The organism is Streptomyces aurantiogriseus, from assembly GCF_014649375.1.
GTDB classification, from domain to species: domain Bacteria; phylum Actinomycetota; class Actinomycetes; order Streptomycetales; family Streptomycetaceae; genus Streptomyces; species Streptomyces aurantiogriseus.
In genome coordinates, this window is sequence record NZ_BMSX01000004.1 from 396,021 (window position 1) to 416,966 (window position 20,946).

Here is a 20,946-nt window from a genome sequence, read left to right on the forward strand (position 1 = left end):
AGTGCCTAACCGGAAACGAGAAGCGGCGATGGACGCGGTAGACGAAGAGCGCCTCCGCAGGCGGACATCAGTGAGGCGTCATTGGGTGAAGCTGGCCGACTGCGCCGAGCCTTCGGGCCTCGCGCGCCGGCACGTACGCGAGGCCCTCGAGGGACGTGCCTCGCCAGAGCGTGTCGACGACGCCGTTCTGGTCGCCTCGGAACTGGTGGGCAACGCGGTCAGGCACACGGCCGGCGGCCCGGACTGCATGTGCGTGGAGATCTACCAGGACGTGGCGGTACTGCGGGTCCACGACGCAGCACGGGATGTCTCCAGAGTCCGGGCACGATCGGCGGCGGCGTCGCTGGGTGAGCTGACGGGCAGTGGGCTCGGGCTGCTGCTCGTCGAAGAGTTGGCTTCCGGATGGTCGGTCTGGCCGACCGCGATCGGCAAGGAAGTCGTCGTGGTTCTCCCTCTGGACGCCGACGGGCTATCCGAGCGGAACGTTCCTCCGTACGTCCCAGCGGTACGTCCGCCCCTCGCGGCGGAGCTCCACCAACTGGACGGCGGGCACGATGAGTTCGACGGCCGGGAGAGCGCGGAGCCCTGAGACCGCCTCCACGACGGGGGCGGCGGGACGCCGACGGTTGTTGTAGGCGAGGCTCAGGTGCGGTCGGAAGGCGGACGTCGGCTTCTTCGGGGCGAGACCGACGCTGCCCCCAGCCTTGGCCAGCGCGTGGTGCAGGCGAAGCAGGGGTTCCCAGGGGCCGAGGGACAGGCGGACGGCGCCTCGGGAGCCTGCCAGCGGCATGGCGCGCACGGAGAACGCGGAGGGCAGCAGAGCCTCGGCGTCGCGCACCAGAATGTCCAGCTGGTCGGGGGCGACGTCGTCCGGCCTGCCCACGCGGGCGAGGGTGATGTGCAGTCCATCCGCCGGCACCGGGTCGAGGCCGAGGGGCGCCAGCTCCTCCTGGCAGTGCCCGGCGAGAGCCGCGAGCCGTTGATCGTCCGGGAAGGTCAGCATCCAGTAGTACGCCCGGCTGCCGTCCGACCAGCCAGGGCGTGCCCAGTGGTCGGTCATCTCGTCGAGTGCGCTGAACGCCGCCCAGTCGTGGGCCGCGGTGACCGCCGGATCGTGAGTGTCGGCGGGAGGCTCGGCGGGGAACGCGGCGGGATCGCCGCTGAGCAGGGGCACCCGGCGTACTCCTTCGGCTTCACACTGCCCCGGAGCACGACGACACCAACGGCGCCTACGACGCGGATGACGCCATGGCCAGGGCCGCTGGCTGCGAGCTCCAGGTCCGGAACTCGTCGCCATAATCGCGTACCGCCGGCTGTTCACGCCACGGCCCCGCCTGCTCGTGCAGGTCGCGGGAGCGTTGGTAGACGGAGCTGATCGGGGTGTCTCCGCACAACCGCAGGGCCTCACGGCCAAGCGCCATCGCGTGGTCGACGTCGGGCGTGCGCTGCTGCAGCAGCGCGGTGGCGACGTCGAGGCGTACGAGCGAACGGCTCCAGGAGGAGGTCGAGTGCTCCACCAGATCGTCGATGTGCTCGGCGTCGCGCAGTACCTGGGCCGTGTCGCGCAGCGCCACGTGTGATGTGACGGCGTTGGCCAGCGTCCGGGCCCGTCCGTACGGCTCGAAGGAGATGCAGGAGGTCAGCCCGACGGGTACCTCGTGGAGGTCGGAGAGGCGGAGTGCCTGTCCGAGGGCCTGCTCGACGGCACGCCGGTCGCCGGTCTTGCCGAGAGCCCGGGCCCGGCCGTTGGCGAGCAGCCGGATGGACTGGGCGTGGCGCGGGGCTCGCTCGACGGCCGCGGCCGCGCAGGCGTCCGCCTCGTCGTACCGGCCGGCGTAGTAGAGGCCGAAGGAGAGGGTGCCGCACGCCCAGAGTTCTGTGTCCAGGTCGCCGATCTCGCGGCTGAGATCCCGGGCCTCGGTGCAGTACGCCTCCGAGAGCGCGAAGTCGCCCGTGTTGACCGCCATGTAGCCGAGCAGGCCGGAGGCCCGGGCGGCGAGGCGGAACAGCTCACGACGCGCGCGTGGCGGCTGGCGGCCGTCGAGGAGGGTGTGGGCGAGCTGCCGCGCTTGGCGGGCCTGGGGGCGGAGGACGTACGGCCCGTCCTGTTCGTACCGGCTGGTGATGCCCTCCAGGGAGGCGTCGAGGAAGGCGAGCGTCGCGTCGTCGGTGTTGCTGGCCGTGAGCTGCCGGGTCCGGGTGACGATGTCCAGCGGGTTCTCGTCGTCCTCGCGTGGAGGAGGGGCAGTCGGCGCCTGCCGCCGACTGCGCGGCTCCTCCTCGTCTTCGTCGGCCTCGGAGTCGCCGTCGTGTGCCGCGGCGAACAGCTCCGAGACGGGTCTGCCCAGCATGTGTTCCAGCACCCGGCAGGCGTCAGGACGGGGCAGAGTCAGTAACTCCCCGCCGTACCAGCGGTCGAACTGGCGTGGGGAGACCTGGAGGGACGCCAGGCGGGGGTCGCGGTCGAGTTCCGCCAGCCGGGCGGCGGCCCGCTCGTACTGGGCGGCGAAAGCCTCGTGCGTCGTCAGGTGCCGATGCTGGAGCAGCTGCCGGAACAGCGTTGTCCGTGGCATGGCCCACCCTCCTGGTACGGCGTGCGGGACCGACGCGGAGGCGCGTGCCGGTGACGGGGTGGTGGCGAGGCGTCGCCCATCGGTCTGCTGCGGCGCGCGCCCGTACGAACGCGCGACGTGACTCCTGACAGCATGCCGACGCGACTAGCAACTAGGCAATATGTCTTGAGAAGTTGACCCGCATGGGTTGTAGAGGAGTCGCCGATACGGAGAGACTTCCGGCATGGCCTTGAAGAGAAGCCTGGTCCCGCAGTCCGTGTACCGGCGACAGCTCGCGGCCCGACTGAAGGAGCTGCGCGACGCGACCGGGCTCACCCTCACCGAGGTCGCCGATCAACTGGAGGTCAACCAGGGGTCACTCAGCCGGATCGAGAACGGCGAGCGCGGTACGACGCCGGTCCTCGTCCGGGCCCTGCTGGACCTGTACGGCGTCGAGGACGAGGATCGGCGGGCCGACGTGCTCGACCTCGTACGGGCGGACAAGGAGCAGCAGAAGCCCTGGTGGCGGAAGTACTCGACGGTGCTGACCCCCACCCGCTACGACGGGTACCTCGCGCTGGAGGCCGGCGCGACGCACCTCGCCAACTACCAGCCGATGCTCGTGCCGGGGCTGCTCCAGACCGAGGACTACGCCCGCGCCGTCATCTCCCAGATGAGGAAGGACCTGTCCCCGCCGCAGGTCGAGGCCCTGGTCAGGGTCCGCATGGAGCGGCAGAACAGCCGCCTGGGTGGTGAGGCCCCCGCCAGGCTGTGGGCGATCCTCGACGAAGCCGTGCTGCGCAGGACGGTCGGCTCTGTCGAAGTGATGCGCGACCAGATGCGGAAGCTGGTGGAGGCCGGCGAGCGGCCGAACGTCACCGTGCAGCTGCTGCCGTTTTCGCTCGGCGCGCATCCCGGGCTGTACGGCCCGTTCGTCATCCTGACTTTCCCGCACCCCACGCCGGATCTGGTGTGGCTGGAGAATCCCAAGAACTCCGTGTACCTGGAGTCCGCCGAGGACCTGGACAACTACACGGAGATCTTCGACCAGTTGATGGCCTGTGCCCTCAGCCCGTCGGAAACCCGCACCCGCATCACCGAGATCAGCAAGGAGCTCGAAGAGTGAGCACGCCCAGCATGGCCGCCCCGCACGACGTCACGACAGCTACGCACGACGTCGATCTCACGCTGGCGCGGTGGCGGAAGAGCTCGTACAGCGGGGGTGCGAACGACTGCGTGGAGATCGCGGAACTGGGCGAACACGCCGCAGTACGCGACTCCAAAGACCCCGGCCGTCGGCCGTTGCTGTTCTCGAAGGCGGCGATGCGTGTATTGGTCAGCGGAATCGCCCACGGGGCAATTCAGTGAAGGTTGCGGCTGACAAGAAGGCTGGGGATGAGGAGGGAGCTCTCGCCGCAACTGCGTCCACTCTGGTCTGCGGGGCGCTGTCTAACAATCGTCAAGCCTGCCCGTGATCTCGTCGGCCAGGGCGACAGCATCCGCGTCAGGCACTCGGTCACGTCGCCCTGGCCCGTGCTTGCCGTAGAGCACGCGATCCGCCAGCCGTTGCCGGGCCTCAGCAGGTGTCTTCTGGCCCCAGGTGTAGGAGTCGCTGTTGCAGAACCGATGGGCAAGGGCGACGTTGTCCAGAGTGTCAGTGCCGCCTGCCATGACCTCTATGACGTGGTGGACAGTCGGAGAGCAAGGATGCGGCGAGGTGAACGCGCGGCTCACTGCACTGTGGCAGATCACGCACCGCCACCCGTCGCGGTCCCCGATCTGCACCGGTGTGTAGACGTCCCGTGGACCGTTCTCTCGAATGCGCTGTGCACGCCGACGATTCTGACGCCTCTTGACCGCCCTGTGCCGCTCCGCCTTCCGCTCCTCCTCCGTGAGGCTGGACCATCGGTCCTGGTCAAGGACATCGAACGTCCACTGGCCGGGGCGTCCCCCGCTGACCTCAACCACGTGGCGACGCCTTTCGCTTCTCCGACCGCCCTCTTGCGCCGTGCGGGTGCGCTGCTCACTCATGCATCTCATTCTGGCGTCTGGCCGACGGTCGCACACCGGCACCGTCGCCGATTCCGATCGGTGCGGCCACCGTGGAGATGGTGTCCCAGTGATCCACAACTACGGTCACAGGCGTCCGGGTGACGTTGCCATGGTGGTGCGGCCGGGAGTTGCACCGTTACTGACTGGGCGTCCTCAGGTGCGCCTGGCTCCGACTCAAACTCCGCAACCAGGTCAGTTCGTGCGAGTGTTTGACAAGTGGGGCCCTATGTAGCCGACGATCACCTTGCCCGTGGCGCCGGCTGTGTCGTCGTAGAAGTGGATGCGAGGCGCGATCCGCCCCTTGTTGTCGATCTTTATGTGGGCTTCCATGAACACCCTGCCCGACGTGTCAACTTCCGGCGGTACAGGGAGCATTCGCTGTTGCCGGAACCTCTTGTCGTTGCGCACGGAGTCGGACTCCACCATGGCCACACGCGTCAGCGGATAGGTACGCATGCCCTGAGGGGCCGCCTCGCAGAAATCCCGGAAGGTTCCGCCGAATCCCTCGTCGCTGGCGCTGGTCGCGCCGTAGGAATCCAGCGCCAGCAGCGCGTCCCACACCTTCGACGCCCAGGTGGAGCTCTTCATGTCATCGTCGAGATCCTCCGCCTTGCTCTTGTCATAGGTCAGAACAAGATGCTTCATCCGGTCGCGAACGCGTTCGTTCAGTTCGGCGAAGGACATCGGCGCCGACTCCTCGACGGGAGGCGTGTACGCGTCCTCGGCTCGGCCGGCCTTCACCAGCCGCTGCTGCAGTACCGCCACTTGGTGACGCAGGGCGGACAGCTCCGCCTGGGTGGCATCGTGGTCGGCGATTTCGTACTCGTAACGGTCGGTCGCCTCCCGAAGCTGCTCATCGAGTGCGCGCCTGCTGCGCTCCGCCAGGTCCCGGGCGCTGGCGGCCTCGCTCAGCTCTTCTAGCGCCTTGTCGATCGTCTCGTTCGCCGTGTTCAGCTGGGTTCGCAGGGAGCCGACGGTCTCGTTCCCCAGGGACTCAGCGGTCTGGGACCGTGCCGCGCGCAGATCCTTGAGAACCTCCTCGATCCCTGGAAACGCAGGCTCGGCAAGCAGGGCCGGCTGCGGTGTCGTAACGGCATGCTGGCGCGGGTACCTGGAGATCCGGATATCCGCGTTGCGGAACTTCGGATCGCTGAGCCGCCGGTACGTCAGCAAGCGGTGCCGACGACCATCCTCCGCGGAGCCGAGGGTGACGTCCGGAAGATACGTGCGTATCTGACCGGGGAACACGTCGTGCCGCTCTCCGGCCTCGTTCCGGAAAACGGGGACGGCCTCCCGCTCCAGCCGGAACACCGTGGCGATTCCGACCAGATTCCTGATGACCCCGGTCAACAGCCTTTCCCAGGCCGGATCGTCGTTGGACGGCTCCGCGGCGAGGACCAACGGCAACCCTCGGTCGGGATCAGTGAGGGCGGACACGAGGAGGCCGACAGAGTCGGCATCGATCAGGTGAGGTGCCGTCGAGAGTCGGATCGTCCCATCCGTCACGGTGAAGTGATCGAGAAGTTCCCGCACGAGCCGAGGCGGGATCGGGGTGAACTGCCGTCTGCCCGGGCTGGGGTAGTGCTCCAGGTCGACTCCAACGTACGCCGCGCCCGACTCTCGGTCGACAGCGGACGTGAGAGTCGTCTGCCAGGTCCCCTCCTGCTTGTCCTCCTTGTTCTCCCGCAGGCGGAGCCGCAGCGCGGTCTGGTGGCCATCGGTGTCGTAGGAGTCGGTCACGGTGAGGGTGTAGGTCTCCGTGAGCCGATGGACGCCCGAGGAAAGCTGAGTCGGCAACCCCTTGCTCTCCAGCCAGGACGTGAAGCACGAGCGGCCCCCGGCGAACATTTGCTCCTGCTCGTCCTCAGGGATCGGCAGCACCGCCCGGTAGACCAGCGGGTTCTCAGCACGCGGTTCCTCTCGGACGAACCCGCCCTGTCCCCTTGTCGGAGTCCGCGACGCAGGCTTGCGGCTGGGCATCGCCAACGGAGTGGGTCTCAAGCTGACCTCCTGCTTGATCGGCACATGGGAGGGATGGCTCCGCACACCGGCACCGCAAGGTCCCCCCGACCGTTACGTTCTGACTCCGATCCCCCTGACCGAAGTCGCGAAGTGGCTGCTGATGATGGTGGCAGCAGCCGAAGACTTGAGAGTACCCAGACGGGGCTTAGGCTCCGCCGGTGACGACACCAAACCGTTTCCGGATGACCTTCGACGGCCGTACTTACCGCGTCGTGGTGGACGGCCAAGACGTGACCGAGCGCGTCGCCGCCATCGACGTTCACACCGACGCGCATGATCTGCCGCGCGTCGTGCTGCACTTGCGTCCGACGGGCATCTGGCCCGCCGAGCTTGATCTCCTGGCGCGTGTGCAGGTTGGCGTGTCGCCCGAACCCGGGCCCTCGGCCGCCGCGTTCCTAGAGGCGCTCGACCCGCTGGAAGTCGAGCGGGCGGCGCTCGCGCGGGTGGACCTGGAGAACGTACCAGGTGGCGGAACGGCGGCGGTACTGCGGCAGTTGACGGAGTGGGCCCGTGGCGCTTGATCTGTCAGGCGTGCGCCGGATCGTGGAAGGGCTTCTCGATGACGAGCTCCAATTGTGGCGGGACGCGGACGGTGACTCGGGTGACGAGCTGGACGAGGAGACGGGCGACCTGAAGCCCGCCAGCGAGGGGTCTGTGCCGCTGTGGGAGGGGTCTGGGGCCGTCGTGCGTCCAGGGCAGCTCTCGGTCACCCCGCCCTTGGACGGGGCCGTCGCATCATTGTCCGCCCCGACCGCGTACCAGGGGCTGCTGCCGCTCTCCGCGCCGCAGGTGATGGTCAACGACGTGCTGAGCGTTTCGCGTTCCGTGCGCGACGAGCAACTGGTGGGCCGCCGGTTTCGGGTGGCGGATGTCGCGGTCGGCACCTACGCGGTGATGCGCGTGGTGCGCCTGGAGGTGATCGGATGATGGCGCTGAACTCCCATCCCAACGCCCACCCCGACGCGGCCGCGTTCCGGGACCCGATCGAGTTGGCCGCGGCGCTGTCGGGGATGGGTCCGGCCGTTCGGGCCCGTACGCGGGCGATCACCCGGCATCACGCCATGCTTCTGCGGGTCCGCATTCAGAAGAACGCCTCCGGGCGGCCAGGGCCGAACGTCATCACCGGCCAGTACCGGGCGTCGTGGGACGTGAAGGTGACTGTGGCCGGAGGGCAGGTGAGCGCCGTGGTGTTCACGGAAGCTCCGCAGTCGCGGCGGCTGGAGTACGGCTTCGTCGGTGTCGACCGGTTGGGGCGTCAGTACCGGCAGCCGCCGTACCCGCACATCGAGCCGGCCTTCCGACAGACCGAACCCGGCTTCCTGGAGGCCCTGCGCAGCGGGGTGCTGCCCCGATGAGCCCTCCTCGGCTGCCGCTGACCCGGGCGCTCGTCGACGTGCTCGCCGCCGGGACCGGACGGCCCTGTGGCCTCACCGTCCTGCCGCGCGCGACGGACGGCCGGCCCGCGGCCTACCCGTACCTGATCCTCGACAGCCTGCCCGGCGAGTTCTCCGGTCCGTCCTTCGCCGACTGGCACGCGGACGTCGCCTGGACGTACCAGGCGACCAGTGTCGGCGAGCGGGCGGATCAGGTGCAGTGGCTCGGCGACCGGGTCCGTGACGTGCTCTTCGACCGCGCGCCGGGCGGCTGGCGTACGGACATCCCCGTCGCCGGAATGCAGGTCATCGGCCGGGAGTTGAGCTACGACGCCGACGGAGAAGCGGTTGACGGTTCGCAGGGCAGTATCGTTACCTACGTGCAGCGGTTCACGATCACCGTGACGCCCGCCGCCTGACCTCCTTCGTTCTACGACACCTCACCGCGGAGCCACGCGGACGCCCGGCCGTCGAGCCCGGCGCAGCACCCGTCCAGGAGTGCCCGTGGCTCAGCAGCGCTTCATGCGGCGCGGCATCACCAAGATCCTCTGGTTGAGAAAAGTCGCCTCCGCCGACCTCATCCCCACCCGCGCGGAGATCTCGTCTCCGAACGCCACCGACCTGACCGAGGCGATCAGCGACGTCGACGGCTGGTCGCTGACGAACGAGGCGATCGAGACGCCCGACATGGCGTCGACCTTCTCGTCCTCGATCCCCGGCAACGACAAGGCGGACAACTCCTCGATCACCTTCTACGAGGACCAGCTCAGCGACACCATCGAGACGCTGCTGCCCAAGGGCGCGGTCGGCTACGTCGTCTTCCTCCGCAAGGGCGACATCCCAGGGTCGAAGTCGATGGACACCTTCCCGGTCCAGGTGGCCTCTCGCACCGCGCAGTACAACGCCGGCAACGAGGCCGCGAAGTTCCAGGCCGTCTTCTCCGTCACCTCTCCGCCGACGCTCGACGCCGCCGTCCCGACCGCCGCCTCCACCTCGTCCTCCTCCTCGTCCTCGTCCTCGTCCTCCTCCGGAGGCAGCTGATGGCCACCAACAAGGCTCAGGACACGGTGACCTGGGAGCAGAAGATGGAGCGGCTGCGTCGCCGCTCGCTGCCGGAGCGCGTTCTGCGGATCTGCGACGACGCGGCGCTGCGGGCGGAGTACGACGAGGCCAGGCGAGCCGCCGACCGGGCGCGGATCCTGGCAGAGAGCGACGCGGACAACAGCGTCCTCGCGGAGCGGGCGGCCGAGATGGGGCGGCGGTACGACGCCGCGGCCGGGGCTCTGCGCGCGGCCTCGATCCACCTCACCTTCCGCGCCCTTCCGCGCCCGGTCCTCGAGGAGCTGCTCCACGCGCATCCGCCCACCGACGAGCAGGCGGCCGACGGGGCGGCGTTCAATCCCGACACCTTCCCGGCCGCGCTCATCGCGGCGTCGTCCACCGACGGCATGACCGAGGCCGAGGCCCGCGAGCTGCTCGACGCGTGGTCGGCCCCGGATGCGAACGCCCTGTGGGAGACCGCCTGGGAGGTGCAGCAGGAGGCCCGTACCGGCCAGGCCGATCTGGGAAAAGGCTGAAGGCCGACCCGCGGCTGCGGGCCGAGCTGGAGCTGTGCGAGCAGTACGGCATCCCGCACTCGCGGTTCCTCGGCGGGGACGGCCGCTGGAGCGACCTGGACCGGGCCAAGGCCCTGGCCTGGCAGCAGTGGCAGCGCATCGTGTGCCCGGACTGCCGTACCCGGCTCGACGAGTGGGACCCGGCCGAGGGCGGGCACCGGCACGCGTACGTCACGGACACCGTGCGCTGCCCGGGCTGCGAGCTGATCGCCCAGGAGCGCGACCAGGTGCCCGCGGGGCGGGCTGGTTACGGCATCAAGATCACCCTCCTGCCCCGCCTCGCCTACGAGGCGCGGCGCGGCGCTCCGTCCGTACAGCCCGACCCGCCGAACGGACGGTGAGCCGTCAGGATGGCGACGTACAACCTCACCGTCCAGCTGACGGCACAGGCCAACAGCCTCATTTCCGGCCTGCGTTCGGCCGCCGACGCCGCCCAGGACCTCGGCCGCCGCACACGCGAACTCGACCGCCGCCTCGACACGCTGGACGCCTCCACCCGACGCACCGCCCGCCAGATCGACACCCTCGGCGCCCAGGCCCGTACCGCCGCCACCCGACTCGGCACCCTCAGCGCGCGTGGCAGTCAGACGGGCCGTGGCCTGCGTCGGGCGGGCGACGACGCCGGCACGCTCGAGCGCTCCCTCAGGAACGTCGGCCGCCAGGCCACCGCCCTCACCCGCCTCCTCGCCGGAGGCGCCCTCGTCCTCGGCACCGGGCAGCTTGTCGAAGAGGGCAACCGCTACCAGCGGCAGATGAACATCTTCCAGGCGGTGACCGGGGCCACCGCCGGTCAGATGCAGCGCGCCGCCTGGATGGCCAACCAGCTCGGCAACGACCTCACTCTCCCGACCACCACCGCGGCCGACGCCGCCGAGGCCATGGTCGAGCTGGCGAAGGCGGGCTTCCGCACCGACCAGGCCATCAGCGCCACCCGCGCCTCGCTCCAGCTCGCCTCCGCCGCCGGGGTGAACGCGGCCGACTCGGCCCGCTACCTCGGCGACATCATGGACCAGTTCGGTCTGGGCGCCGACCAGGCCGCCCGTGCCTCCGACATCCTCGCCGCCACCGCGAACAACGCCTCCGGCGGCATCATCGACATCTACTACGCGATGCGGTACGCCGGTCCGGTCGCCGCCGGTCTCGGCGTGAGCATGGAGGACGCGGCCAGCGCGGTCGGCATGCTCGGCAAGGCCGGCATCCTCGGTCAGACCGCCGGTACCGCGCTGCGCGGAATGATGGCCAACCTCGCGGCGCCCACCAAGGAGATGCGCGACGGGCTGGAGGCCCTGGGGATCGAGGCGTGGGACGCGCAGGGCCGGTTCAAGGGCCTGCGGTACGTCATCGAGGAGCTGAGCCACGCCCAGCACGAGATGTCCCAGCAGGACTTCACCGCCGCGGTGAAGAAGGCGATGGGCAAGCCCGCCATGTCGGGTGCCATCGCGCTGGCCCACCAGGGCACCGAGTCCTTCGACGCGCTCAACCTCGCCGTACGGGAGACCGGCGCGGCCGCGCAGATCACCGCCGCCCGTGGCCAGGGGCTCGCGGGCGCGATGACGCTGCTGCGGAAGCAGACCCGGCAGACCGGGCTCGCGCTGTACGACGCGATGGCCCCGGGCCTGGAGTACGTCACCCGGCTCCTGACGCGCGGCATGTCCGGCGCGACCCCGTACCTCGTCGCCGCGATCGAGTACGGGCGCGACCTGGCCACCCTGTACGGCCCGGAGCTCAAGGACAGCGCGCGCGGCGGTCTCGGCGAGTTGATCGGCGAGGCCGAGCAGCTCCTCGACCCGCTCCAGGCCCTCGGCGAGCACGGCTTGGCCGCCGGGTTGAACATCCTCGTCAACGCGGCCCGTGCCCTCGGCGAGGTCCTCGGCAACGCCGCCGAGGGCGCCGCGCCGGTCGCCTCCGCGCTCGGTCTGCTCGGCGACGAGGCCGGCGGGGTCGGCACCAGCCTCGACGTCCTCGTCACGACCGCGGACCTCGCCATGTCCGCGATCGCCGGACTGTCCGCCGTACTCGTACCGGTGGGTGAGGTGGTCGGGTCCCTGGTGCGGGCGTTCGGGTCGCTGCCCGGCCCCGTGCAGACGGCGATCGCCGCGATGTTCCTCGCCCGGCGCCTCACACGGGTCCTGGGAGGGCTCGCCTCGACGGTGAGCGGTCGGCTCACCGGCGCCTGGCAGGGCTTCGGCGCGCAGATGCGGGTGCAGCAGAACCTGGCCGCGCGGGCCGGGATGTCCCTGTCACGCTACGGAGCGGCCTTCGCGGTGATTCAGACGCGGATCCCCGTGGTGGGTCAGATGGCGGCCGCCTTCCGCAGCGCCCAGGGCCCGACGTCCGGCTTCGCCGGCACGCTCAGCGGCGTGGCCCGGGCGGCCGGGGCGGGGCTCCTCGGCGCCGGACGTGGGCTCGTGGCGTTCATGGGCGGGCCTTGGGGTGCCGCGATGGTCGCCGCGACCTTCGGTCTCGGGCTTCTCGCCAGTCACCAGCGGAAGGCCGCCCAGGCCGCGGCCGAACACGAGCAGCGGGTGAGCACGCTCACCGACGCCCTGCGCGAGTCCAACGGCGTCGTCGACGACAACGTGCGCCGGGCCGCGGCCCAGACCCTGCTCGACACCAAGGTCCGTGACGGCAAGGAGAAGCTCGTCGACGTCATGGAGAGCGCCGGCGTCTCCATGCGCGAGCTCACCGACGTCTACCTGGGACAGGGGCAGTCGCTGGAAGACCTGCAGGCGGAGCTGAACGCGACCGCCGAGGCGAACGTCAAGTGGATCGCCACGCAGGGCGGCGCCGCGAAGACGTACACCGACACCGGCCTCAAGGCCAAGATCGCCGCCGATGCCCTTGGTGAGGTCAAGGGCGAGATGGCCGAAAGCGTCGAGAACGCCGAGCGCCTCGCTGACGCCAGCGGCGACACGGAGGCCGGTACGAGCGCGTACGACCGCTTGAAGACCGCGGTCGGAGAACTCGCGGACACCACCGCGGACGCCGACACCCGTACCCGCGCTCTCAAGGACGCCCTCGACCTCCTCTCCGGCGGCAGCATCTCCCTCCAGGCCGCCGAGGCCCGCGTCAACAACGCCGTCCTCGACGTGAACGAGGCGCTGGCCGACGGGATCGACAAGGCCGACGGCTACGGCAAGGCCCTGCTGAACAACAACGGCACCCTGAACACCGCCACCCGCAACGGCCAACAGCTCTACCAGTCCCTCACCTCTCTCAGCGACGCCGCCGCCGACGCGTCCGTCTCCGCGTACGCCCTCGCCCAGCAGAACGGCCGGCCGCTCACCGAGTCCCTGTCCGCCGCCCGCGCGCAGATGACGAAGGCGAGGGCGGCCGCCGTCGAGGCGGCCCAGGGCTACGGGCTGACGCGCGCGCAGGCCGAGGCGGTGGCCGACAGCCTCGGTCTGCTGCCGTCGAAGGTCTCACTCCTGCTGGAGACCGAGGGCATGGACTCCACGCTGGCCGATCTGCTCGCCGTACAGGCCGAGTTCGACCGCGTCCCGAAGAAGACCACGATCCAGGTGGACTCCCTCAGCGCGGAGGCGCAGAAGGACCTCAGGGATCTCGGCTTCAAGGTCGAGACCATCCCGGGCACCCGCCAGATCCGGATCACGGCTCCGACGAAGGACGCCCGCGGTGCGCTCCAGGCGCTCATCGACCAGCTCAGCGCCACCCCCGGCCACAAGACGGTGAAGGTCGACGCCGCGACGGTCGGCGCGCTCGCCAGCCTGAAAGCGGTGGAAACCCAGCTGATCAGGACGCCGAACGCCAAGAGCGTGACCATCAGCGCGCCAACGGCCGTCGCGCTCAAGGCACTTGAGGACCTCGGCTTCAAGGTGCAGAACATGCCGAACGGCAAGGCCGAGGTCACCGTACCCGTCCAGCCGCCGCTGACCGCCCTCGGCACCATCCAGGGCGCGATCAACAACATCACCGGGACGAACGTCGGCGTGGGCGTCTTCCTCAAGGCGACGGCCTGGGACCGGGACGGCAACGGCGTACCCGACGCCATCCAGGCCCGCGCCGACGGCGCTGTCGTCGGCTACTTCGCCGACGGCGGCCTGCGGAGCACGCGACGCGAGAACCACGTCGCGCAGATCGCCCCGGCCGGCTCCTGGCGGGTGTGGGCCGAGCCGGAGACGCAGGGCGAGGCGTACGTGCCGCTCGCCGCGAGCAAGCGGCCCCGCAGCAAGGCCATCGTCGAGGAGGTCGTCCGGCGTTTCGGCGGTGACGTCACCTGGTACGCGAGCGGCGGTCTGTCCGACTGGTCGTACAGCGCCTCCGGCGGGAGTGAGCTGGTCTCGGTGTCGACGATCCGGTCGGACTCCGTGCGCACCGTGAAGAGGAAGGGCAAGGAGGTCGAGGTCTTCGACCTGTCGAGGTTCGAGAAGAACCTCGACAAGGCGGTGAAGAGGACCGAGCGGTGGCGCCGGGACCTGCGGACCGTCGCCCGCCGCGCGGGCCAGGACGTGGCCGACGCGCTCGAGGCCATGGGCGAGGACGGCGTCGAGCTGGCCCACAAGATGGCCACCGGCTCGTCGAAGTACCTCAGGGAGATGGCCTCCGACCTGGAGCGACTCGGCCTGGTCGCGAAGGTGTCCCTGGGCGACTTCACCGCCCAGCTCAAGCAGGCCGTGAAGGACCAGAGCGCCTTCGAGCAGAACCTGGCCAAGCTCGCCGCCCTCGGCTACGGGGACCTCGCCGCGAGGCTCGCCGAACAGGGTGACGAAGCCGCGGAGGACCTGGCCGCCGAGGCAGTGAAGGACAGGACGAAGGCGAAGAAGGCCGACGACGCGGCGAAGGCGGCCGACAGGACGCTCGCGGCCGAGGACCTCGCCGACCTGCTCGACATCATCAGTGCGATCAAGTCGAGCAGTACGGGCATCCACCAGGTCGCCGACACCACGGGTCTGGAGGAGGACCGGGTCATCGAGGTCGGCGACCTCGGCAGGTCCCGCATCCAGTCCGCCCTCGGCTCCCGCGCGACGAAGTTCCTCGACGACCTGGCCAAGGCGACCAAGGGCCTGGCCTACGCGAACGGTGGCGTCTGGGAGCCCGGCGTCTACTCCTCACCCACCGCCCTGATCAAGTTCGCGGAGGCGAGTACGGGTGGGGAGGCGTTCATCCCGCTCGCCTCCGCCAAGCGCCCCGCGGCGACGGCGGTACTCGCCGACGTCGCGCGGCGCTTCGGTCTCCAACTCAGCTCAGAGGCAGGGCCCTTCGGCCCCGTCCACACGGTTGACGCCCGCCCGGCCGGGTCCGTTCAGGTCGTCGTCGTACGGGAGCGGCAGCCGCTGATCGGCACCATGCCGGTCACCGTGTCCTCGGCTCAGGTCACTCCGCAGCAGGTCGGCGCCGAGGTCATGCGCCGCCTCCGCAACGCGCAGAGGGGAGCCCGGCTTTGACGGCGGAACTCGCCGAGTGGCAGATCGAGGTCGCCGGGGTCCTCATCGGCGCCGGAACCGACGTCCTGGTGGGCGAAGTCGAGGGTCTCGGCGTCCCCGAACTTCGTACACAGGATGTGGATAATCCCGTCGGGGATGGCGCGTTCCCCGGCGTCGACCTCTACAGCGTACGGACAATCCGTATCGAGGCGGGCATCCGCACCGCCGGCAACCCAGCGGCCGCTCTCGACGTGCTGGGCCGGCTCCAGCGCGCCGCCGACGATCCCGCCGTCCGGACGAGCGCCGGCGCGCAGTCCGTGCTGCGCCTGCGCTGGCCGGGCCGTACGACGCGCCGCCTCTACGGCCGTCTGCGCCGGGTGGAGGCCACCAGCACCGCGAGAACGCTGCACGGCTGGATTCCGCTCGACCTGGAGTTCGCGGCCCTCGACCCGCGTTTCCACGCCGACGACGCCTCCGCGCTCACCCTCGCCCTGTCCGCCGACGGCCTGGGCGGCTTCCGCGCCCCGCTCGTCGCCCCGCTGACAACCGGCGTCGCCATCCCCGACGAACGCCGCGGCTGGGTACGCAACGACGGCGACCTGCCCGCCTGGCCCTCACTTCGTATCACCGGCCCGTGCACCGACCCGCGCATCCGTCACGTCGAGTCGGGCGAGGTCATCGAACTGTCCGTCACGCTGCGGAGCGACGAACACGTCGACATCGAGACCCGGCCCGGCACCCGCTGGATCCTCCGCGACGGCACCGGCAACCTCGCCCCCGCGCTCTCCCCCGCCTCCCGGCTGGACACCTTCGTCATCCCGCCCGGCACCACGGAGATCTGGTGGACCGCCCGCGACCACACCAACGCCACCCGGCTGGCCGTGACCTGGCGCGCGGCCTACGCCGCCCTGTAGCCCACACGAGGAGTCCGTACGTGACCCTGATCAACCCGCCGTTGCTCACTCACGGCGGCACGCACGCCGCCCGCGCCTTCCGCATGATGGTCCGCGACCTCGCCCGCGGCTCCCAGGGCGTCACCGAGGGCGACGACCTGAAGGTGCGGCAGCTGACCACGCCCGGTGCCGGCGTGCGGGTGGTGGACGGCTCGGCGGTGATCCGCGGCGCGGCGTGGGGGCAGGGCTCGTACACGCAGTACAACGTCGGCGACGCCACGGTGCCCGTCGCGCCCACGGGAGCGAGCGCCCGCTCCGACCTGGTCTGCCTGCGGGTGGAGGACCCCGAGTACGAGGGCACCCGCGATCCGGAGACCGACGAGATCGGGTACTTCCACGTGGTCAGCAACGTGTCGGCCACGGCGACCACCGTGCCCTCCGGCATGACCGCCGTCCCGCTCGCCCGCGTCGACATCCCCGCCAACACCTCGGTCATCACCGACTCGATGATCAAGGATCTGCGGCAGATCGCGAACCCTCGCCGCGAACGGACGTTGTACACCGCCTACCCCGGCTCCCTGAGCCAGCTCACCGCGCAGAACGGCCAGTGGTACAACTGGCCGACCGCCGCCCGCTGGAAGGTGCCGGTCCCGACCTGGGCGGTGACCGTGAAGCTCGTGGTGACCCTCGCGGGCCTGCGACTGTCCCGGGCCGACGTGTTCGCCAACATGCAGACGGTCCTGGGAACCACCTACGGGCAGGCCGTCGCCATCGACGACGACCAGGGCGCGAACACCCGCCGCAACACCGTCGTGCTGGCCGACACGATCAGCGTCTCGGCGGCTCTCCGCGGCACCACCCAGGACCTCTACGTCCGTACCCAGCCGTCGAAGAGCGAGTCGGGCGATCTGGGCGTCGACGCTGCGACGTCCCTGATCGCGGACGTCGAGTTCACCGAGGGCGTGCGGTGAGGCCGGGGCGATGACGACGTCGTACCGCTACCGCACCTGGCACGCCCTGACCGGCGAGTCGCTGGCCACCGACCTGCCACTGTCCGAGGTGGAGTTCGGCCTGTCCCTCAATGCGACCGGCGACTTCTCCGGCCGCCTGGAACCGCGCTTCGCCCATCTGCTCCCGGCCCAGCTGGACCCCGGCAACACGCTGCTCACCGCCGAGCGGGACGGCACCCCGCTGTGGGGCGGCATCATCTGGCGGGCGGAGCCGGAGGGCGCCGCGTACCCCGTCGAGGCCGCGGGGTGGGGCAGCTACCTGCACCGCCGCCACGACGTCCACGGCAATCTGGGCGGCCGCGGCCCGTACACCCACGCCGACCCCTGCCAGGTCATTCGCGACGTCTGGACGTACGCGCGGTCCCAACCCGACGGCGACCTCGGCGTGACCGTGGACGGCACCACCAGCAAGGCCCAGGCCGGCACCCCCGCCGAGCCGTACAGCACCGAATGGTGGGAGGCCCCGGTGCTCGGCGAGGTCGTCGACGACATGACGCGGGTCGACGGCGGCCCCCAGTGGACCGAGGCCACCGAGTGGACCGCCACCGGCCGCCCCGGCGGCCGTATCCGCCTCGGCTGGCCGCGCCTGGGCACCCGCCGCACCGACATCTCCTTCGCCTCCGGTGTCAACGTCGCGGCCACCGTCCCGGTGGCCTACGACGCCGACGAGTACGCCCAGGTCGTCATCGCCCTCGGCGCCGGAGAGGGCCGCAGCCGCCGCCGAGCGGTCGACGCGATCCGCAACGGCCGCCTCCGCCTGGAACACGTCCTCGAAGTCCCCGACGAGAAGGCCAACGACCGCCTGGCCGCCCGCGCCCGCGCCGAACGCACCGCCCGCCAGATCCTCGGCGAGGTCACCGAGATCCAGGTCCTCGACCATCCAGCGGCCCCGATCGGCAGCTGGCAGATCGGCGACGACGTCCGCGTGACCCTCCACGACCAGTGGTCGGACTACGACGGCTGGTGCCGCATCACCGCATGGACCCTCCGCCCGCCCCAGGGCAGCGACCCAGAACGCGTCACCCTCACCCTCGCCCGTGCCGACCGCTTCACCTACGGGAGCTGACCGACCGCCATGGCCGACGACCTCGCGAAGCTGGCGGCCCGCATCGCCGCCCTCGAACGCCGCCTCACCCAGCAGACCCGCACCTCCCGCCTCGCCTACTCCTCGCTCGAGAACGGCGCGCTGGACGTGTACGACGCGGACGGCTCCCTGCGCGCCGTCATCGGCCGGCAGCCGGACGGGACCACGGCCGTCAACATCGTCAACGCCCCGCCTCCGCCCACCCCGAGCCGGCCCACCGCCGTGCCCGTGCTCGGCGGCATCGCCGCCACCTGGGACGGCACCTTCGCGAACGCCGTCGCCGTGCCCCTGGACTTCGCACGCGTCGAGATCCACGCCTCCGCCCTGGACGGGTTCACCCCCGGCCCGGCGACACTGCTCGGCACCCTGGAGTCCCCGCTCGGCGGCACCCTCACGATCCCCGCCAACCGGCCGCTCTACGTACGCCTGCTCGCCCGCAACACGTCCGGCACCTCCTCCGCCCCCTCCCTCCAGAGCGGCCCGGTCGGCCCGGCACCGGTCGTCGCCCAGTCGGTCCTCGACGGCGTCGTCACGGAGACCGCCCTGGCCGAGGGCGCGGTCTCCCGCGCGAAACTGCGGATCGGCGCGGTCGGCCACAACCAGCTCGCCATCGGCACCGGCAACCTCATGCCCGACCCGAGCTTCGAGGGTGCCTTCACCGAGCAGCTCATCGCCGCATCCCCCCTGTGGCGCCTGACCGAGGGCAACGGATCCCCTCGAGGTCTACGGGTCGACGGCACCAGCAGCGAGCCCGCCTCACCCAGCCTGCGCGTCACAGAGCTGGCCGTCTCCCCGGGAGACCGATTCCACCTGGGCTTCGACTATCGCGTCTCCGCCGACTGGGCCGGGGGCTCGGTCAGCCTCCACCTGCGCTGGCAGGACGCGGCCGGGACGGTGCTCGGCTACGGCACTGCGACCGCCACCCCCACCCCGGGCGCCGACTGGGCCCGTACGGGCCAGCAGGTCCAGGCTCCGGCCGGCACCGTGACCGCCACCGTGTGGCTGCAGAACTTCGAAGCCACCGCCGGTACGGCCGACTTCGACAACGCCGAGATCCGCACCGTCATCGGCGCGGGCATGGTGCTGGCCGAGTCCATCGGCACCCTGGAACTGGCCGCGGAGTCCGTGACAGGCGAGAAGGTCGTCGCGAAGACCCTCACGGCCCGCGAGATCAAAGCGCTGTCCCTGACCGGCGACGAGATCGCCACCAACACCCTCACCGCCCGCCACATCGCCGCGGGCTCGCTGTCGGCCTCCCGGCTGGCGATCGGCACCACCGGCAATCTGGTCGGCGACCCCTCGTACGAGAACGGCGTCATCGCCACCTACATCGCCGGCAAGGACGACTACGGCGTCGAGGACGGCGGCAACAACTCCGCCAAGTGCCTGCGCGTCACAACGGGAGCGAACACCTACCGATGGCTCCAGCACGCCACCTCGCCCGTCCTGCCCGGCGACCGGTACTGGATCGCCGCAGACTACAGAACGTCCACCGACTTCACCGGCGGCAAGGTCATGCTGTACCTCGGTTTCTACGACGAGGCCGGCACCCGCCTCGGCTCCGACGGCGTCACCGTGTCCGCCCCGGTCACCGACGGCACCTGGCAACGCGTCTCGAAGATCGTCACCATCCCAGCCGGCGCGTCCCAGGCAAACCTGCGCGTCGGCGTCGACGCCACCGGCAACACCACCGCCACCGGCCGGGTCTACTTCGACAACCTCGAGTGCCGCTCGCTCCTCACCACCCCGGGCCCCGGACCGCGCGCCGAGCTCTCACCCCAGGGGCTTCGCCTGTACGACGAGTCCGGGGACGAGGCCGTGTCCCTGACCACCGGCTCCCCCAACTACCTCACCCTGACGAACGACGGCACGGCCGTCGCCACCATCGACCAGGACGGCAACACCGGCGTCGCCGACCTCTCCGTCGCGGGACGGCTCACCATCGCCGGGGACCCCATCGAGACCTACCTGTCCGGCTTCGCCCGCGGCCTGGTCGCCGTCGACCACCAGACCACCTCCGTGTCGGCGGGCACGACCGACTACGGCTACGTCGAGCTCTCGTTCGACGCCGACACGAGCCGCATGTACCGCGTCGTCCTGGACTGCTACGCCGATCCCTCGGCCGCCGGCGGCGAACTCGTCCTGGCCCTGAAGGACGGCGGCGCGAGCACCCCGACGATCTCCTCCACACAGATCCAGTCCGCGATCTACCCCATGCCCACGGCCGGCTACAACCGCATCCACATGGAAACCATCCGTTCGGGAGCGGCCTTCGGCGCCGGCCTCCACCGCCTCCTGATCACCTTCCGCTGCCAGAACGGCCCCAGCGGCCAGACCGTCCGCCTGTTGGGCGGCTCCAACCACCCCGGCCTGATGTACGTGGAGGACGTGGGACCGTACGTCCCCGAAACGGGCCAGTACAACACCGGCGGCGGCACGACGACCCCGCCGAAGAAGACCTACACCAAGACCTACGCGGCCTCCTGGTCCGGCTCCTACGCCAACCGCGGCGCGTACAACTCCTACTACGGCAACAAGTGCATGCAGGGCTACTACAGCTCGACCAACGGCACGCAGGCGAGCCTGATCGGCTTCCCCTCCTCCCTCGCCACCGACCTCTCCGGCGCCACCATCCAGAAGGCCGAGGTCTACCTCTACTTCGACCACTGGTACTACAACAGCGGCGGCAAGGCGGTCATCAAGGCCCACAAGCACACCTCGCGCCCGTCGACGTTCAGCTCCGACAGCGAGGCGCAGACGATCACCTGGGGCAAGAACGTCGGCAAGTGGGTCGACATCACCGCGGTGTTCGACTCGACGAGCTGGCGCGGCATCGCCCTAGACCCGAACAACTCGGACAGGAACTACTACGGGCGAGCGCAGGGAGTGGGGCAGACGTACCCGCCGAAGCTGCGCGTCACGTACACCAAGTGACTACCCGCGAGGCGCCAGCGCTCGCT

Annotated in this window: 19 protein-coding genes; 15 read left to right on the forward strand and 4 right to left on the reverse strand. The window is 70.5% G+C overall.

Going from position 1 to position 20,946, the window contains the following annotated elements:
• The first annotated feature begins 28 nt into the window (after positions 1 to 28).
• On the forward strand, positions 29 to 589 hold the full coding sequence (locus tag IE263_RS49935) for an ATP-binding protein (RefSeq protein WP_373311941.1): 561 nt from the start codon (positions 29 to 31) through the stop codon (positions 587 to 589).
• Here the strand turns inward: IE263_RS49935 and IE263_RS11240 are convergent.
• On the reverse strand, positions 470 to 1,174 hold the full coding sequence (locus IE263_RS11240) for a 2'-5' RNA ligase family protein (RefSeq protein WP_189934948.1): 705 nt from the start codon (positions 1,172 to 1,174) through the stop codon (positions 470 to 472). The genes IE263_RS49935 and IE263_RS11240 overlap by 120 nt on opposite strands.
• Positions 1,175 to 1,229: 55 nt before the next feature.
• Positions 1,230 to 2,573 carry a tetratricopeptide repeat protein gene (locus IE263_RS11245; protein ID WP_189934950.1) on the reverse strand — a complete coding sequence of 448 codons (1,344 nt, stop codon included), beginning with the start codon at positions 2,571 to 2,573 and terminating at the stop codon, positions 1,230 to 1,232.
• A gap of 223 nt (positions 2,574 to 2,796) precedes the next feature.
• Between IE263_RS11245 and IE263_RS11250 the strand changes: the two genes are divergently transcribed.
• Together IE263_RS11250 and IE263_RS11255 are read left to right on the forward strand one after the other, a co-directional pair.
• Complete coding sequence (locus tag IE263_RS11250) at positions 2,797 to 3,678, forward strand: Scr1 family TA system antitoxin-like transcriptional regulator (protein ID WP_189934952.1); 882 nt, start codon at positions 2,797 to 2,799, stop codon at positions 3,676 to 3,678.
• Positions 3,675 to 3,920 carry a DUF397 domain-containing protein gene (locus IE263_RS11255; protein WP_308430607.1) on the forward strand — a complete coding sequence of 82 codons (246 nt, stop codon included), beginning with the start codon at positions 3,675 to 3,677 and terminating at the stop codon, positions 3,918 to 3,920. The genes IE263_RS11250 and IE263_RS11255 overlap by 4 nt, the downstream gene beginning before the upstream one ends.
• An 81-nt stretch (positions 3,921 to 4,001) precedes the next feature.
• Here the strand turns inward: IE263_RS11255 and IE263_RS49940 are convergent, their stop codons facing one another.
• The gene (locus tag IE263_RS49940) at positions 4,002 to 4,592 is read right to left on the reverse strand and encodes an HNH endonuclease (protein ID WP_373311942.1); all 591 of its coding nucleotides are present in this window, start codon (positions 4,590 to 4,592) and stop codon (positions 4,002 to 4,004) included.
• Positions 4,593 to 4,796: 204 nt separating this feature from the next.
• On the reverse strand, positions 4,797 to 6,584 hold the full coding sequence (locus tag IE263_RS11265) for a PspA/IM30 family protein (protein WP_189934956.1): 1,788 nt from the start codon (positions 6,582 to 6,584) through the stop codon (positions 4,797 to 4,799).
• 224 nt (positions 6,585 to 6,808) lie between these two features.
• On the opposite strand from IE263_RS11265, the gene IE263_RS11270 reads away from it, so the two are divergent.
• From IE263_RS11270 to IE263_RS11325, 12 genes are all read left to right on the forward strand, one after another.
• Complete coding sequence (locus tag IE263_RS11270) at positions 6,809 to 7,147, forward strand: hypothetical protein (protein WP_189934958.1); 339 nt, start codon at positions 6,809 to 6,811, stop codon at positions 7,145 to 7,147.
• The gene (locus tag IE263_RS11275) at positions 7,137 to 7,553 is read left to right on the forward strand and encodes a DUF6093 family protein (RefSeq protein WP_189934961.1); all 417 of its coding nucleotides are present in this window, start codon (positions 7,137 to 7,139) and stop codon (positions 7,551 to 7,553) included. The genes IE263_RS11270 and IE263_RS11275 overlap by 11 nt, the downstream gene beginning before the upstream one ends.
• Entirely contained in the window at positions 7,550 to 7,981 is a 432-nt protein-coding gene (locus tag IE263_RS11280) for an HK97 gp10 family phage protein (RefSeq protein ID WP_189934963.1), read from the forward strand. The genes IE263_RS11275 and IE263_RS11280 overlap by 4 nt, the downstream gene beginning before the upstream one ends.
• Positions 7,978 to 8,418 (forward strand): hypothetical protein, encoded by a 441-nt coding sequence (locus tag IE263_RS11285; protein ID WP_189934965.1) that lies wholly within the window; start codon positions 7,978 to 7,980, stop codon positions 8,416 to 8,418. Before IE263_RS11280 ends, IE263_RS11285 begins: the two co-directional genes overlap by 4 nt.
• A gap of 85 nt (positions 8,419 to 8,503) precedes the next feature.
• Entirely contained in the window at positions 8,504 to 9,040 is a 537-nt protein-coding gene (locus tag IE263_RS11290) for a phage tail tube protein (protein WP_189934967.1), read from the forward strand.
• Complete coding sequence (locus IE263_RS11295; RefSeq protein ID WP_189934969.1) at positions 9,040 to 9,576, forward strand: hypothetical protein; 537 nt, start codon at positions 9,040 to 9,042, stop codon at positions 9,574 to 9,576. The genes IE263_RS11290 and IE263_RS11295 overlap by 1 nt, the downstream gene beginning before the upstream one ends.
• The gene (locus tag IE263_RS11300; RefSeq protein WP_189934971.1) at positions 9,510 to 9,956 is read left to right on the forward strand and encodes a hypothetical protein; all 447 of its coding nucleotides are present in this window, start codon (positions 9,510 to 9,512) and stop codon (positions 9,954 to 9,956) included. The genes IE263_RS11295 and IE263_RS11300 overlap by 67 nt, the downstream gene beginning before the upstream one ends.
• A 9-nt stretch (positions 9,957 to 9,965) precedes the next feature.
• Positions 9,966 to 15,020 carry a phage tail tape measure protein gene (locus IE263_RS11305; RefSeq protein WP_189934974.1) on the forward strand — a complete coding sequence of 1,685 codons (5,055 nt, stop codon included), beginning with the start codon at positions 9,966 to 9,968 and terminating at the stop codon, positions 15,018 to 15,020.
• On the forward strand, positions 15,017 to 15,913 hold the full coding sequence (locus tag IE263_RS11310; protein WP_189934976.1) for a phage tail family protein: 897 nt from the start codon (positions 15,017 to 15,019) through the stop codon (positions 15,911 to 15,913). Before IE263_RS11305 ends, IE263_RS11310 begins: the two co-directional genes overlap by 4 nt.
• A 20-nt stretch (positions 15,914 to 15,933) precedes the next feature.
• Positions 15,934 to 16,863, forward strand: coding sequence for a hypothetical protein (locus tag IE263_RS11315; RefSeq protein ID WP_189934978.1), 930 nt, complete (start codon positions 15,934 to 15,936; stop codon positions 16,861 to 16,863).
• Positions 16,864 to 16,873: 10 nt separating this feature from the next.
• Complete coding sequence (locus IE263_RS11320; RefSeq protein ID WP_189934980.1) at positions 16,874 to 17,968, forward strand: hypothetical protein; 1,095 nt, start codon at positions 16,874 to 16,876, stop codon at positions 17,966 to 17,968.
• Positions 17,969 to 17,977: 9 nt separating this feature from the next.
• Positions 17,978 to 20,920 (forward strand): hypothetical protein, encoded by a 2,943-nt coding sequence (locus IE263_RS11325; protein WP_189934982.1) that lies wholly within the window; start codon positions 17,978 to 17,980, stop codon positions 20,918 to 20,920.
• Positions 20,921 to 20,946 lie beyond the last annotated feature (26 nt).